This window comes from Microbacterium sp. SWDP-B6 (genome assembly GCF_059803615.1).
Map to the genome: position 1 here is coordinate 49,498 of NZ_JAPFGV010000012.1, position 12,807 is coordinate 62,304.

A 12,807-nucleotide genomic window follows, 5' to 3' on the forward strand; every position below is an offset into this window, starting at 1 on the left:
TCGGACCTCGGAAGGATGATCGGCGACGTGGACAGAACGCTCGTACTCGGACTCGGCGGGACAGTCGACTACGAGCTCACCTGGGATTCGTCGGTGTTCGACAGGCTGGCGCACGCGCACGGTGTGCGCCGGCATGAACTGACGACCACGGCGCCGATCATCGACGAACGCTCGCTGCTGGTGGCGGTGCTCGCGTTCGTCGCCTCGGGAACCGGGGCGGAGCGGTTCGTCGCCTCGTCCGAGGTGATCGAGGCGTTCGTGTCGCACTTCGCGCACACGATCACGCTCGGAGGCACCGGGGTGCGAGCCGGTCTCGTGCTCGATGCCCTCGGCATCCCGAGCGTGCAGCACCTGGTGAGCATCGACGACAACGTGCGCCGGCTGCTTCCGGAGTCGATGTCGTACATCTGCTCGGCGACGGAGGACACCCTCGATCCGCACCTCATCGTGCAGTACCCGGTCGGCGCGCATGTGCGGCTCACAGACGGCGACGTCCTGTCGCCCGCACCCAACCGCCTGATTTTCGCGAATGACCCGCCGAATCGGCGCATGCTGCTGGCGCCCGACCTCGCCGACGCCCTCGCGGGTGCGGGGGTGTTCCTCGTCTCGGGGTTCAACACGATGCAGGATCATGATCTGCTCGAGCTCCGGCTCGCCGAGGTGCGAACGGCGATGCAGAGCCTGCCCGATGACTCTCTCGTCTACTACGAAGACGCGGGCTTCTACACGCGGAGCTTCGCCGAGACGGTCCGGGCTCGCCTGCTGCCGCAGATCGACGTCTACGGCATGAACGAAGACGAGCTGCAGGAGTACGTCGGCCGGTCGGTGAATCTGCTCGACCAGTCCGACGTCATCCGAGCCCTCCACGAAGCGCAGATGATCATCCCCGCGCGCGCCCTGGTCGTGCACACGCGCTACTGGGCGATCGCGACAGGGCCGGATGCCGGTCGGCACCGTGCCGCGCTCGACAGCGCCGTGCGTGTCGCCGCCACCCGTTACCGCATCGGCGACCGGCTGACCGAGCGCGACGTCGAGGAGACCTCAGACCTGCCCCGCCACGGGGGAGGGCAGGCGCTCGTCGCCGCCGTCGAGGATGCGCTGCCCGATGCCGTGGGCGTCGCGGCGTTCTCGCTCGATGTCGCATCGCCGACCACGGTCGGCCTCGGAGACACGTTCGTCGGGGGATTCCTCGCCGGAGCCGTGCGATCGAGGGAGACCGAGTGAATCCGATCCTGCTGCCGTCGAACCGACCGGCCGAGCGCTTCTACCGCGGGGGAGCGCGCATCAGCGGCTTCCGGGGAGAGCGGGCCTCCGCACCCCGCGAACCCGAGGACTGGATCGCGTCGACGACCACGGTCAACGGCGAGGCGCTCGTCGGACTCACCAGACTCCCCGACGGACGGCTGCTGCGTGAGGCGGTCGCCGACGACCCGATCGCGTGGCTGGGTGAGCGCCACGTCGCACGATGGGGCGCCGACACGCGCCTGCTGGTCAAGCTCCTCGACGCGGGGCAACGCCTGCCGGTTCACGCGCACCCGCACGACGACTTCGCGGCGACGCACCTCGGCACCGCATACGGCAAGGCGGAGGCCTGGTACATCCTGCAGGGCGGCACGGTGCACGTCGGACTGCGAGACGACGTCGCGGCCGACGTGCTGGCGGACCTCGTCGATCGGCAGGACTCGGCGGCGCTGCTCGACCTGCTGCACGCGGTGGACGTCCACCCCGGCGACGTCGTCTGGGTGCCCCCGGGTGAGCTGCACGCCATCGGCGCCGGCATCCTGCTGCTCGAACTGCAGCAGCCCGAGGATCTCTCGATCCTCCTCGAGTGGCACGACTACGCGATCGACGGAGCCGCGGTCGGTCACCTCGGACTCGGTTTCGAGGTCGCGCTCGCCGCGGTGAACCGCAGGGGGCGGTCGCGCAGCGACCTCGGAGAGCTCATCGGCCCCGCTCCGGCATCCGACTCGGTCTTCCCTCACCCCGCCGACGAGTACTTCCGTCTCGAGCGTGTCCCCGTCGACGGCCCGACCGTCATCGACCAGGGCTTCTCGGTACTGATAGTCAGCGCGGGCGACGTCGTGATCGGAGGCGTCGAGCACCATACGGGGGCCACTCTCGTCGTTCCGCACGCGGCCGGAGCACTCGACGCGACCGGAGTCGGCGAGCTGCTCGTGGCGCGCCCACCGACGCCCTGAGGCCGGAATCGACGCGGATTCCGCCCGGGTAGACTGGAGTCATGCCCGAACCGAAAGTCGCCAGCTTTCCGGCGATCCGTGGTGCGCTGAAGTTCTACCAGATCGCGTCGATCATCACCGGAGTCATGCTGCTCCTGCTGGTCGCCGAGATGGTGCTGAAGTACACGCCGATCCGACTCGAGCTCTTCGCAGGGGGATCCGGCGGTCTGCTGTGGTTCGCACCCGTGGTCGAGGGGCCCGAGGGCCTCGAATCGACCGGCGACGGACTCAACATCTCCCTCTCGATCCTCGTCGCGCACGGCTGGTTCTACGTCGTCTACCTCTTCGCGTGCTTCCGGATGTGGAGCCTCATGCGCTGGCCGTTCCTGCGCTTCATCCTGCTCGCGCTCGGCGGCGTGATCCCGCTGCTGTCGTTCTTCATGGAGGCCATCGTCGCTCGCGACGTCAAGGCCTACCTCGCTTCTAGGGAGGCCGCCTCGGCCCCCGCCCCTGCCACGGAAGGTGTCCGGTGACCGAACAGTCCGAGACCCAGCAGCGCCCCACGCTCGTCGTCGACTTCGGCGCGCAGTACGCTCAGCTGATCGCCCGTCGGGTGCGTGAGGCCGGCGTCTACAGCGAGATCGTGCCGCACACCGCCACGGCCGCCGAGATCGCTGAGAAGAACCCGGTCGCGATCATCCTCTCGGGTGGTCCGTCGTCGGTCTACGAGGAGGGCGCTCCGCGCCTCGACCCCGCGGTCTTCGAGCTCGGCGTGCCCACGCTCGGCATCTGCTACGGCTTCCAGTACATGGCGCAGACCCTCGGCGGCGAGGTCGCGAACACCGGCCTCCGCGAGTACGGCGCGACGGATGCCGTCGTCTCGGGTGACGGCGGCACGCTGCTCGGCGGCCAGCCTGCCGAGCAGAACGTGTGGATGAGCCACGGCGACCAGGTCGCCAAGGCACCGGAGGGCTTCGACGTGCTCGCCACGACCGATGCGACCAAGGTCGCGGCGTTCGCGAACGAGGAGCGTGGCTTCTACGGCGTGCAGTGGCACCCCGAGGTCAAGCACTCCGACCACGGCCAGCGCGTGATCGAGAACTTCCTGCACAAGGGCGCGGGTCTCGCATCCGACTGGAACAGCGGCAACGTGATCGCCGAGCAGGTCGAGCGCATCCGCGAGCAGGTGGGCGACGCCCGAGTCATCTCAGCGCTCTCCGGCGGCGTCGACTCGGCGGTCTCGACCGCCCTCGTGCACAAGGCGATCGGCGACCAGCTGACCGCGGTCTTCGTCGACCACGGCCTCCTGCGCAAGGGCGAGCGCGAGCAGGTCGAGAAGGACTACGTCGAGTCCACTGGCGTGCGTCTGATCACGGTCGATGCGGCAGATGTCTTCCTCGGTCACCTCGCGGGCGTCACCGACCCCGAGGAGAAGCGCAAGATCATCGGTCGCGAGTTCATCCGCGCCTTCGAGAAGGTGCAGCTCGACCTCGTCGCCGAGGCGAAGGCCTCGGGCGGCGCCCCGGTCAAGTTCCTCGTGCAGGGCACGCTGTACCCCGACGTCGTCGAGTCGGGTGGCGGTGCGGGCACGGCCAACATCAAGTCGCACCACAACGTCGGCGGGCTCCCCGACGACCTCGACTTCGAGCTCATCGAGCCGCTGCGGGCCCTGTTCAAGGACGAGGTGCGCGCGATCGGCCGCGAGCTCGGCATCCCCGAGGCGATCGTCGGCCGTCAGCCGTTCCCCGGACCCGGCCTGGGCATCCGCATCATCGGCGAGGTCACACAGGACCGCCTCGAGATCCTTCGCGAAGCCGACGCGATCGCGCGTGAGGAGCTCACCAAGGCCGGCCTCGACCAGGACATCTGGCAGTGCCCCGTCGTGCTGCTCGCCGATGTGCGCTCGGTGGGCGTGCAGGGAGACGGCCGCACCTACGGCCATCCGATCGTGCTGCGCCCGGTGTCGAGCGAAGACGCCATGACGGCCGACTGGACGCGTCTGCCCTACGACGTGCTGTCGAAGATCTCGAACCGCATCACCAACGGCGTCCGCGACGTCAACCGCGTCGTGCTCGACGTGACGTCGAAGCCGCCGGGAACCATCGAGTGGGAGTGAGCTCGTTGCTCGCATGACCATGAACGGGCACGGACCATCGCGGTCCGTGCCCGTTCGCGGTACTTCGGGCAGGATGAGCGTATGACCAAGGCACGGACGAAGATCACGGTTATCGGTGCAGGCAGCGTGGGGGTGAGCGTGGCCTATGCCGCGTTGATCCGGGGGAGTGCGGCCGAAGTCGCGCTCTACGACATCGCGACGGACAAGGTCGACGCCGAGGTGCTCGACCTGGCCCACGGCACGCAGTTCACGTCGGCGGCGGTGAGCGGCGGTTCTGATCTCGCCGTCGTCGAGGGCAGCGACGTGATCGTGGTGACGGCGGGGGCGAAGCAGCAGCCCGGGCAGACCCGCATGGAGCTCTCGGGCATCAATGCGCGACTGCTCGAGACGCTGATGCCGCAGCTGGTCGAGCGCGCTCCGGACGCGGTGTTCATCATCGTCACGAACCCCGCCGACGTGATGACGGTCGTGGCGCAGCGCGTCTCGGGGCTCGAGCCCCACCGGGTGTTCGGCTCGGGCACGGTGCTCGACACCTCGCGTCTGCGCTGGCGTCTCGCGCATCGCGCGAACGTGAGCACCGCGAGCGTGCACGCCGACATCGTGGGGGAGCACGGCGACACCGAGTTCCCGCTGTGGTCGAACGCGACGATCGGGTCGGTGCCGATCCTGGACTGGCCTGCCGACGACCCGTTCACCACCGAGGAGCTCGACCGCATCGCGATCGAGGTGCGCGACGCGGCGTATGCCGTCATCCGCGGCAAGGGGGCGACGAACCTCGCGATCGGCGTCAGCTGCGCCCGGATCGCCGAGGCCGTGCTGCACGACGAGCGTGCCGTTCTTCCGGTCGCGACGGTGCTCGACGGCGAGTACGGCATCCACGGAGTGGCTCTGTCGGTGCCGTCGGTCGTGGGCGCGGCTGGCGCTGTTCCGCTCGCGGAGACACCGATGAGCGACCACGAGGAAGCCCTTCTGCAGGCCTCGGCCGACGCGATCCGCGTGGCGGTCGAGGAACTCGGCTGATCGGCCTCGGGAGACTCTCGAAGTTTTTTCGGCACCATGTCGATCTGAGGCCTCCCCGTTCGACGTCTTCAATGAGAGGGTCGACAGGCGGCCCCACCACCAAGGAGAACACCATGAAGTACATGCTGATCATGCGCTCGAACGACGATGCGGTCGAGGCGTACAAGGAGATGCCGTTCGAGCAGGTCATCGAGGCGATGGGCAAGTACAACGAGTCGATGATCAAGGCCGGCGTGCTGGCTGCAGGCGAGGGCCTGAGCGACGCCGCTGAGGGATTCGTCGTCGACTTCAGCGCCGAGACGCCGCTGATCACCGACGGGCCCTACGGAGAGACGAAGGAGCTGTTCAACGGCTTCTGGATCCTCGAGGTCTCGAGCCGTGAAGAGGCGGCGGAGTGGGCGAGCAGGGCGCCGCTCGGACCCGGGTCGTTCCTCGAGGTGCGACGCGTGACCGATGAGTCGGACTTCCCGGCCGACAACGAGTGGATCGAGAAGGAGAAGGGCTGGCGCGAAGAGGAAGAGGCGCGTCGCGCACAGCAGTGAGATGACCGACACACCGCACCGCGAGACGGCTCGCTCCGCACCTGATGAGGGTGCGCGGCGAGCCGTCGCCGCCGTGTGGCGCATCGAATCGGCGAAGATCGTCGCGACGCTCACGCGCGTGGTGGGCGACTTCGGCCTTGCAGAGGACCTCGCGCAGGAAGCCCTGCTGGATGCTCTGCAGCAGTGGCCCGTCGACGGTGTGCCTCGCAACGGGGCGGCCTGGCTCACGGCGGTCGCGAAGCGCAAGGCGATCGATGGCTGGCGCCGCCGCGAACGGCTGGACGACCGCATGGCCGTGCTCGCCCACGACCTCGAGCGGGAGCAGGCCGAGGCGGCGGACGCGCCCCCTTGGGACCCGGATGCCGTCGACGACGACGTGCTCCGGCTGATCTTCATCTCGTGCCACCCGGTGCTCTCGCGCGAAGCCCAGGTGGCGTTGACCCTGCGCGTCGTGGGCGGTCTGTCGAGCGAGGAGATCGCCCGGGCCTTCCTCGTGCCGACGGCGACCGTGCAGCAGCGCATCGTGCGGGCCAAGAAGACCCTCGCGGCGGCGAACGTCCCTTTCGAGATGCCGCCTCGCGAAGAGCACACGGCACGACTGGGAGCGATCCTGGGCGTGCTGTATCTGATCTTCAACGAGGGTCATGCGGCCAGCAGCGGGCCCGACTGGATGCGCCCTGAGCTGAGTCTGGAGGCGATCCGACTCGCACGCGTGCTGGCGGCGCTGATGCCGCGGGAGCGGGACGCGCACAGCCTCGTCGCCCTCATGGAGCTGACCGCCGCACGCTTTCCCGCACGGGTGGACGCGCACGGCGATCCCGTTCTTCTCGCCGATCAGGACCGTCGTCGATGGGATCGCGGCCGCATCGCCCGCGGGCGTGCAGCCCTGGGGGCAGCGGACGCCCTCGGCGCGGGTCGTGGCCCGTACGGACTTCAGGCCGCCATCGCCGAATGCCATGCGGTCGCCGCATCGTTGGACGAGACCGACTGGGATCGCATCGTGGTGCTGTATGAGGCGCTCGGCCGCATCGCTCCGTCGCCCGTGGTCGAACTCAATCGTGCGGCGGCCGTCGCGATGGCGACGGGGCCGGCGTCCGCCCTGCAGATCATCGACCGTCTCGCATCTTCGGGCGCGCTCGCGGGGTACCACCTTCTTCCCGCCACGCGGGCCGAGCTGCTGCTGCGGCTCGGGCGCGACGACGAGGCTCGCAGCGAATTCGCGGTGGCAGCGTCGCTCGCGGGCAATGATCGAGAGCGCGCACTGCTGCGGGCCAAGGCCGAAGGGCGCTGAGCACAGCCCCCATACGCAGAGAACCGCCCCCTTCGCCAGCGACGCTGGAGAGGAGGGCGGTTCCGGTACTGCGGTGTGTCAGCTGCGGGCCTTGCTGCCGCGGTTGACGACCAGGCCGTAGATCAGCAGCACGATGATCGAGCCGCCGATGGCGAGGAGCCAGGTGCCGAGGTCCCAGAACTCGGTCAGAGGACGGTTCAGGATCAGGCTTCCGAGCCAGCCGCCGAGGAAGGCGCCGACGACGCCGAGCAGCAGCGTGATGAGCCATCCGCCGCCCTGCTTTCCGGGCAGGATCAGCTTTGCGATTGCTCCGGCGATGAGGCCGAGAAGAAGGAATCCGAGAAAGCTCATGTTCAGCTCCTTTATTTCGTGAGCCCCGGGGTGCCAGGGCTCGTGTTACCCATAGTGCCCTCCCAGCTGATTATCAGCCAACCCCTTGCGCTGCGGCCCCCGGATATGCAATAAGGCCCGCCTCCCAGGGGGAGACGGGCCTCACGGCGAAGCGATTCGCGTCAGTTGCTGCCGCGGACGATCGCGATCATGCGCAGGATCTCGACGTAGAGCCAGACGACCGTGACCATGATGCCGAAGGCGCCGAGCCAGCCGTACTTGCGGGGAGCGCCGTTGCGCACGCCCTGCTGGATCTGGTCGAAGTCGAGCACCAGCGAGTAGGCGGCCATGATGACGACCAGGACGCCGATGATCAGGCCGAGCGGGATGCCCATGATCTCAGCGCTGTAGAGACCGAAGGCCTGGCCCTGGGGCAGCACGCCCGTCCACATCAGGACGAGGTTGAGCAGCGAGAAGACCAGGTAGCCGACCATGGCGATCATGAAGATCTTGGTGGCCTTCTTCGACGCGCGGATCTTGCCGCTCGCGAAGAGCGCCAGCGTCACGCCGACGACCGAGACGGTGGCGAGCGTCGCCTGGACGACGATGCCGGGCCAGATGACCTCGAAGAACGCCGAGATGCCACCGATGAAGAGGCCCTCGAACGCCGCGTAGGCGAAGATCAGCGCGGGGCGGACCTTCTTGCGGGACGTGAACGAGATCACCATGGCGAGGACGAAGCCGCCGAGCGCGCCGACGATCCAGGGCAGCATGTTCGGCTGGAACTGGTCGTAGGGGTTCTGCTCAGGAGCGACGACGCCGCCGAGCGTCACGAACCAGCCGACGGCCGCGGTGACGAGCAGGATGGCGAAGAGTCCGGCGGTCTTCCAGACGGTGTCCTCGACGGACATGCGGTCGGTCTCGATCGCGCCAGCGGGGGGAGCGGCGTACATGCCCTCCAGCTGCGCGTTGGCGGCGGCATCCATCGCTCCGTGCTGGAGCGACGCGGCCTGCGCACCCTGAGCGCCCTGCGGCGCACCCGGGTAGGTCGCGACGTTGCGCGGATCCTGCTGCTGGAACGCCGGGTTGTTGAAGGCGAAGTTGCTCATGTGGGCCTCACTCCAAAGTGGGTTGTAGGTCGCTTTCCTCCACGATACCCGGAATGCCGGGTCATCAGGGTGTCCTACGCTGAGAGCGTGCCCAGGAAATCGCCTCTCGTGATCGGGCACCGCGGTGCGCCCGGCTACCGTCCGGAACACAGTCGCTCCTCCTACGAGCTCGCCCTCGCGATGGGGGTGGATGCGGTCGAACCCGACGTCGTCGCCACCAAGGACGGCGTGCTCGTGGTGCGGCATGAGAACGAGATCTCGGGGACCACCGACATCGCGGAGCGCCCCGAGTTCGCCGACCGCAAGACGACCAAGCGCGTCGACGGTCAGGCGTTGACCGGCTGGTTCACCGAGGACTTCACATGGGAGGAGCTCTCGACGCTGCGCAGCCGCGAACGACTGCCAGAGGTGCGGCTGTCGAGCGCGACCTTCAACGGCTCGCAGGCCATTCTGCGGCTCACCGATGTGCTCGACATCGTGCGCGCCGGGTCGGTCGAGCACGGGCGCGAGATCGGCGTCGTGCTCGAGGTCAAGCACGCCACGTACTTCGCGGGGATCGGCCTCGACCTCGCGCCGCTGATCGAGCGCGACCTGCGTGCTGCCGGATGGGCGAGCGACGAGCTTCCTCTGATCATCGAGTGCTTCGAGTCGACGATTCTCGGCGACCTCAGAGCGCGGGGCATCGCCGCCTCGTACATCTACCTGATCGAGGCCTCCGGGCGCCCCTACGACCTTCTGGTCGCGCAGGGCAAGCACGCGCTGACCTACAAGGCCACGGTCACCCCGAAGGGGCTCGACGGACTGGTCGGTCAGGTCGACGGCATCAGCGTGAACAAGCGGATGCTGCTCGCCGCCGGCAACTCGATCGTCGCCGATGCCCATGCCCGAGGGCTCACGGTCTTCACGTGGACGTGCCGCCCCGAGAACGCGTTCCTCTCGGCGGAGTACCGCGGTGCCGGAGGCAAGAGCGCCTACGGCGACTACGAGGCGGAGTGGGGCGCGATCGCGCGCACCGGCGTCGATGGGGTGTTCGTCGACCACCCCGATCTCGGTGTCGGGTTCTTCCGAGACTGAGCGGCGTGCTCAGAGCGGGCCGAGCACGTCCGGCACCGCGCGATCGAGATGCAGTGCGCGCAGCGGGGCCAGTATCTCGCGCTCCTCGAATCGGAAGTGCGACTCCATGATCGCGGCGACACCGCCGAGGTGTCGTTCGATCGTCTCGGCCCTCTCGCCGTCCTCGACGGCGGTTCGCAGTGCGCCGAGCAGGTGCGCGAGCATCGAGTGATCCTGCATGAGCTTGTCGATCACGTCGCCGAGTTCGGGGTGCTCCGCACGCAGGGCCGGGAACAGGGCGCGGTCCTCGCTCAGATGGTGGCCGTCGAGCGCGGAGCAGAAGCCGATGCAGAAGAGGGCGAGATCGGAGGCGGCATCCGGGCGGTCGTCGCCCTCGTCGAGAGCCGCTCGCGTCGCCTCCAGGGCCGCTCGGAGTCGGGTGTGGGCCCGGCGCAGTTCCTCGTCCCAGGCGATCAGGCGGTCGGCATCCATTCCGGCCAGTCTAGGTCGGACGGTGCGATCCGTCAGAGGGTGCGGTCGAATGCGCCCTTGCGAGACACGATCTCCTTGCCGAGCGGCATCAGCGAGACGGGCACCATCTTGAAGTCGGCGATGCCCATCGGGATGCCGATGATCGTGACGCAGAGCAGCAGACCCGAGACGATGTGGCCGATCGCCAGCCACCAGCCCGCGAGGATCACCCACAGCACGTTTCCGAGGAACGAGCCGACTCCCGAGGTCGGCTTGCTGACGATCTCGCGTCCGAACGGCCAGATCGCGTAGCGGGCGATGCGGAAGGAGGCGATGGCCCAGGGGATCGTCACGATCGGGATGCACAGCAGGATGCCCGCCAGCATGTAGCCGAGGAAGAGACCGAATCCGGCGAAGATCAGCCAGATGATGTTGAGGATCGTTCGCACGTCTCGATCCTCGCACCGCAGCCTGAACATCTGCCGATTCGCTGTGTATCCGTTTCGGCCTCCCGTGATCCGGCGAGAACAGATGCGAGACTGCCCCGATGACCGGAATCATCGTCGACAGTGTCAGCAGATCGTTCGGGAGCGTGCAGGCGGTGCGCTCCGCGACATTGCGCGCCGAGCCAGGGCGGGTGACCGGACTCGTCGGCCCCAACGGTGCGGGCAAGACCACGCTGCTGCTGATGCTCGCGTCGCTCCTGGCTCCGGACGCGGGGACGATTCGCATCGCCGGAGTCGACCCGTCGGAGGACGCGCTCGCGGCGAGACGGCTGCTCGGGTGGATGCCGGACGCCCTCGGCGCGTGGCCGTCGCTGACCGCTCGCGAGACGATCACGACGACGGCACGGCTGTACGGCATCCCGGTGCCGGACGCAGCCGCCCGGGCGGCGCAGCTGCTCGAGCTCGTCGGTCTGCGAGATCTCGCCGATTCTCCGGCCAAAGTGCTGTCGCGCGGCCAGAAGCAGAAGCTCGGCCTCGCCCGCGCGCTCGTGCACGATCCGCAGGTGCTGCTGCTCGACGAGCCCGCATCGGGTCTCGATCCGGAGGCGCGCATCCAGCTGAGGACGCTGTTGCGGAGCTTCGCGGCCGAGGGACGCACGGTGCTGATCTCGAGTCACATCCTGTCGGAGCTCGAGGAGGTCGTCGACGACGCCGTGTTCCTCGTCGCGGGCTCGGTGGTCGATGCCGCGCCGGGGCAGTCGACGGGGCGTGCCTGGCGCGTCCGGCTGCTGGGGGCCGATGCCGCACGTCAGAACGCGGACTCCTGGCAGGTGGCTCAGACCCTCGGGCTGCCGATCGAATCGCTCGGTGCCGATCGCGGGGGAGTGCTCGTCGGCTTCGACTCCGAGGAGGCGGCCGCACTGGGCCTGCGCTCCCTGGTGCGGGCGGGTCTCCAGATCTCGGAATTCGCCCCCGCGCAGAGCGCGCTCGAGCACACCTTCCTCACCCTGAACGACCCGGCTGCGGCCGCAGCGCGATCTGCGGCGCAGGCTCCTCCGACGGCGCCGCCCTCCCCGCCCGCAGCGACCGACAACGGGGAGGCAGGCGCATGAGCATCTCGAACATCCGCATCATCGCCCGTCTCGAACTGACGCAGAGACTCCGCAGCGTCGGCTGGTACGTGCTCCTCGGAATCTTCGGGGTGCTCCTTCTCGGCGTCACCGTGCTCGCATTCGCGGTCTACTCCTGGGCCGATTTCGTCGGCGCAGGCGTCTTCTCGATCGTCGTGAACATGGTGCTCCTGCTCGTCGTGCTCGTGTCGCCCACGCTCAGCGGCAACGCCATCAACGGGGATCGCGACGCCGCGACCCTGGCGGCCGTCCAGGTGACGGCCGCCTCAACCGGCGACATCATGCTCGGCAAGCTCGCCGCCGCGGTCGCGACGGGATTCGCGTTCCTGATCGTCGCGATTCCCTTCCTGGCGATCTCGCTGCTGGGCGGCGGAGCGAATGCCGTGGTGCTGCTCGTCTCGCTGCTGGTGCTCGTGGTGGAGATCATCGTCGTCGCGGCGATCGGTGTGGGGCTGAGCGGCGTGATCGCCCGCCCGCTCTTCTCCGTCGCGACGACGTACCTCGTCGTCGCCGGCCTCACGATCGGCACTCTGGTCGTGTTCGCGCTCGGCGGCCTGGCGGTGCGGACCGACGTCGAGCAGCAGAGCCGTCCGTACGACGCGAACGGCATCGTGGACTGCGATTCCTGGGAGACCTACACGCAGGAGGTTCCGCGCTTCGACTACGTCTGGTGGGTTCTCGCCGCGAACCCGTTCGTGGTCCTCGCCGACGCCACACCGACCGAGTTCAACGCCGACGGCTACCCCGTCGACATGTTCGGGCAGATCAAGCTCGGGGTCCGCACGGCCCAGCAGCCGCCGGTCGAGCAGAGCTGGGACGAGTGCTCCAACGAGGTGTTCGAGTATCCGACCCCCGAGAGGATCATCGCCAGCACGGTCCCGAGCTGGTTCGTGGGCCTCGGCGTGCAGATCCTCATCGCCGGTGGGCTCTTCGCCGGAGCGTGGTCGCGCACCCGGACGCCGGCCAAGCGGCTGCCTCCGGGAACGCGCATCGCCTGACCGGCGACCCGCTGCTCGGATGTGAACCGCCACCGCTCGTTCACCATCCGTGCACCTGCGGGTCGTCGGGCGGCCATGCGGCATCGCTGATGTGGAGTCATACCCGTCTGATTCCCCCAGGAGC

At 68.6% G+C, this 12,807-nt stretch carries 14 protein-coding genes; 10 read left to right on the plus strand and 4 right to left on the minus strand.

The window, feature by feature from the left end; translation table 11 throughout:
* The first annotated feature begins 27 nt into the window (after positions 1 to 27).
* From OPU70_RS14245 to OPU70_RS14275, 7 genes are all read left to right on the plus strand, one after another.
* Positions 28 to 1,224, plus strand: coding sequence for an ADP-dependent glucokinase/phosphofructokinase (locus OPU70_RS14245; protein ID WP_153302144.1), 1,197 nt, complete (start codon positions 28 to 30; stop codon positions 1,222 to 1,224).
* Positions 1,221 to 2,198, plus strand: a complete 978-nt coding sequence (locus tag OPU70_RS14250) for a class I mannose-6-phosphate isomerase (RefSeq protein WP_498558077.1) — start codon at positions 1,221 to 1,223, stop codon at positions 2,196 to 2,198. Before OPU70_RS14245 ends, OPU70_RS14250 begins: the two co-directional genes overlap by 4 nt.
* Before the next feature lie 41 nt (positions 2,199 to 2,239).
* Entirely contained in the window at positions 2,240 to 2,710 is a 471-nt protein-coding gene (locus tag OPU70_RS14255) for a DUF3817 domain-containing protein (protein WP_042539231.1), read from the plus strand.
* Positions 2,707 to 4,293, plus strand: a complete 1,587-nt coding sequence (gene guaA, locus OPU70_RS14260) for a glutamine-hydrolyzing GMP synthase (RefSeq protein ID WP_056375825.1) — start codon at positions 2,707 to 2,709, stop codon at positions 4,291 to 4,293. Before OPU70_RS14255 ends, guaA begins: the two co-directional genes overlap by 4 nt.
* A gap of 81 nt (positions 4,294 to 4,374) precedes the next feature.
* Complete coding sequence (locus OPU70_RS14265; RefSeq protein WP_498558078.1) at positions 4,375 to 5,313, plus strand: L-lactate dehydrogenase; 939 nt, start codon at positions 4,375 to 4,377, stop codon at positions 5,311 to 5,313.
* A gap of 113 nt (positions 5,314 to 5,426) precedes the next feature.
* Complete coding sequence (locus OPU70_RS14270) at positions 5,427 to 5,855, plus strand: YciI family protein (protein ID WP_498558079.1); 429 nt, start codon at positions 5,427 to 5,429, stop codon at positions 5,853 to 5,855.
* A 1-nt stretch (position 5,856) separates the two neighbouring features.
* The gene (locus OPU70_RS14275) at positions 5,857 to 7,146 is read left to right on the plus strand and encodes an RNA polymerase sigma factor (RefSeq protein WP_498558080.1); all 1,290 of its coding nucleotides are present in this window, start codon (positions 5,857 to 5,859) and stop codon (positions 7,144 to 7,146) included.
* Positions 7,147 to 7,224: 78 nt separating this feature from the next.
* On the opposite strand, the gene OPU70_RS14280 is transcribed toward OPU70_RS14275, so the two are convergent.
* Positions 7,225 to 7,497, minus strand: coding sequence for a GlsB/YeaQ/YmgE family stress response membrane protein (locus OPU70_RS14280; RefSeq protein WP_042539239.1), 273 nt, complete (start codon positions 7,495 to 7,497; stop codon positions 7,225 to 7,227).
* Between the two features lie 161 nt (positions 7,498 to 7,658).
* Positions 7,659 to 8,585: a Bax inhibitor-1/YccA family protein gene (locus tag OPU70_RS14285; protein WP_042539242.1), complete on the minus strand. Its 927-nt coding sequence runs from the start codon at positions 8,583 to 8,585 to the stop codon at positions 7,659 to 7,661.
* Positions 8,586 to 8,672: 87 nt separating this feature from the next.
* On the opposite strand from OPU70_RS14285, the gene OPU70_RS14290 reads away from it, so the two are divergent.
* Positions 8,673 to 9,659 carry a glycerophosphodiester phosphodiesterase family protein gene (locus OPU70_RS14290; protein WP_079113916.1) on the plus strand — a complete coding sequence of 329 codons (987 nt, stop codon included), beginning with the start codon at positions 8,673 to 8,675 and terminating at the stop codon, positions 9,657 to 9,659.
* Positions 9,660 to 9,668: 9 nt separating this feature from the next.
* Here OPU70_RS14290 and OPU70_RS14295 read toward each other — a convergent pair whose 3' ends face one another.
* Together OPU70_RS14295 and OPU70_RS14300 are read right to left on the minus strand one after the other, a co-directional pair.
* Entirely contained in the window at positions 9,669 to 10,130 is a 462-nt protein-coding gene (locus OPU70_RS14295) for a hemerythrin domain-containing protein (RefSeq protein ID WP_153302145.1), read from the minus strand.
* A gap of 32 nt (positions 10,131 to 10,162) precedes the next feature.
* On the minus strand, positions 10,163 to 10,558 hold the full coding sequence (locus tag OPU70_RS14300) for a YccF domain-containing protein (protein WP_042539456.1): 396 nt from the start codon (positions 10,556 to 10,558) through the stop codon (positions 10,163 to 10,165).
* A gap of 98 nt (positions 10,559 to 10,656) precedes the next feature.
* On the opposite strand from OPU70_RS14300, the gene OPU70_RS14305 reads away from it, so the two are divergent.
* Both OPU70_RS14305 and OPU70_RS14310 read left to right on the plus strand, forming a co-directional pair.
* On the plus strand, positions 10,657 to 11,667 hold the full coding sequence (locus tag OPU70_RS14305) for an ABC transporter ATP-binding protein (RefSeq protein WP_498558081.1): 1,011 nt from the start codon (positions 10,657 to 10,659) through the stop codon (positions 11,665 to 11,667).
* Positions 11,664 to 12,683 (plus strand): ABC transporter permease, encoded by a 1,020-nt coding sequence (locus tag OPU70_RS14310; RefSeq protein ID WP_498558082.1) that lies wholly within the window; start codon positions 11,664 to 11,666, stop codon positions 12,681 to 12,683. The genes OPU70_RS14305 and OPU70_RS14310 overlap by 4 nt, the downstream gene beginning before the upstream one ends.
* Positions 12,684 to 12,807: the final 124 nt, after the last annotated feature.

Coding starts and splice junctions, on each gene's coding strand:
- OPU70_RS14255 (WP_042539231.1), top strand. CDS start 2,240: ATGCCCGAACCGAAAGTCGCCAGCTTTCCGGCGATCCGTGGTGCGCTG.
- OPU70_RS14265 (WP_498558078.1), top strand. CDS start 4,375: ATGACCAAGGCACGGACGAAGATCACGGTTATCGGTGCAGGCAGCGTG.
- OPU70_RS14270 (WP_498558079.1), top strand. CDS start 5,427: ATGAAGTACATGCTGATCATGCGCTCGAACGACGATGCGGTCGAGGCG.
- OPU70_RS14275 (WP_498558080.1), top strand. CDS start 5,857: ATGACCGACACACCGCACCGCGAGACGGCTCGCTCCGCACCTGATGAG.
- OPU70_RS14280 (WP_042539239.1), bottom strand. CDS start 7,497: ATGAGCTTTCTCGGATTCCTTCTTCTCGGCCTCATCGCCGGAGCAATC.
- OPU70_RS14285 (WP_042539242.1), bottom strand. CDS start 8,585: ATGAGCAACTTCGCCTTCAACAACCCGGCGTTCCAGCAGCAGGATCCG.
- OPU70_RS14295 (WP_153302145.1), bottom strand. CDS start 10,130: ATGGATGCCGACCGCCTGATCGCCTGGGACGAGGAACTGCGCCGGGCC.
- OPU70_RS14305 (WP_498558081.1), top strand. CDS start 10,657: ATGACCGGAATCATCGTCGACAGTGTCAGCAGATCGTTCGGGAGCGTG.
- OPU70_RS14310 (WP_498558082.1), top strand. CDS start 11,664: ATGAGCATCTCGAACATCCGCATCATCGCCCGTCTCGAACTGACGCAG.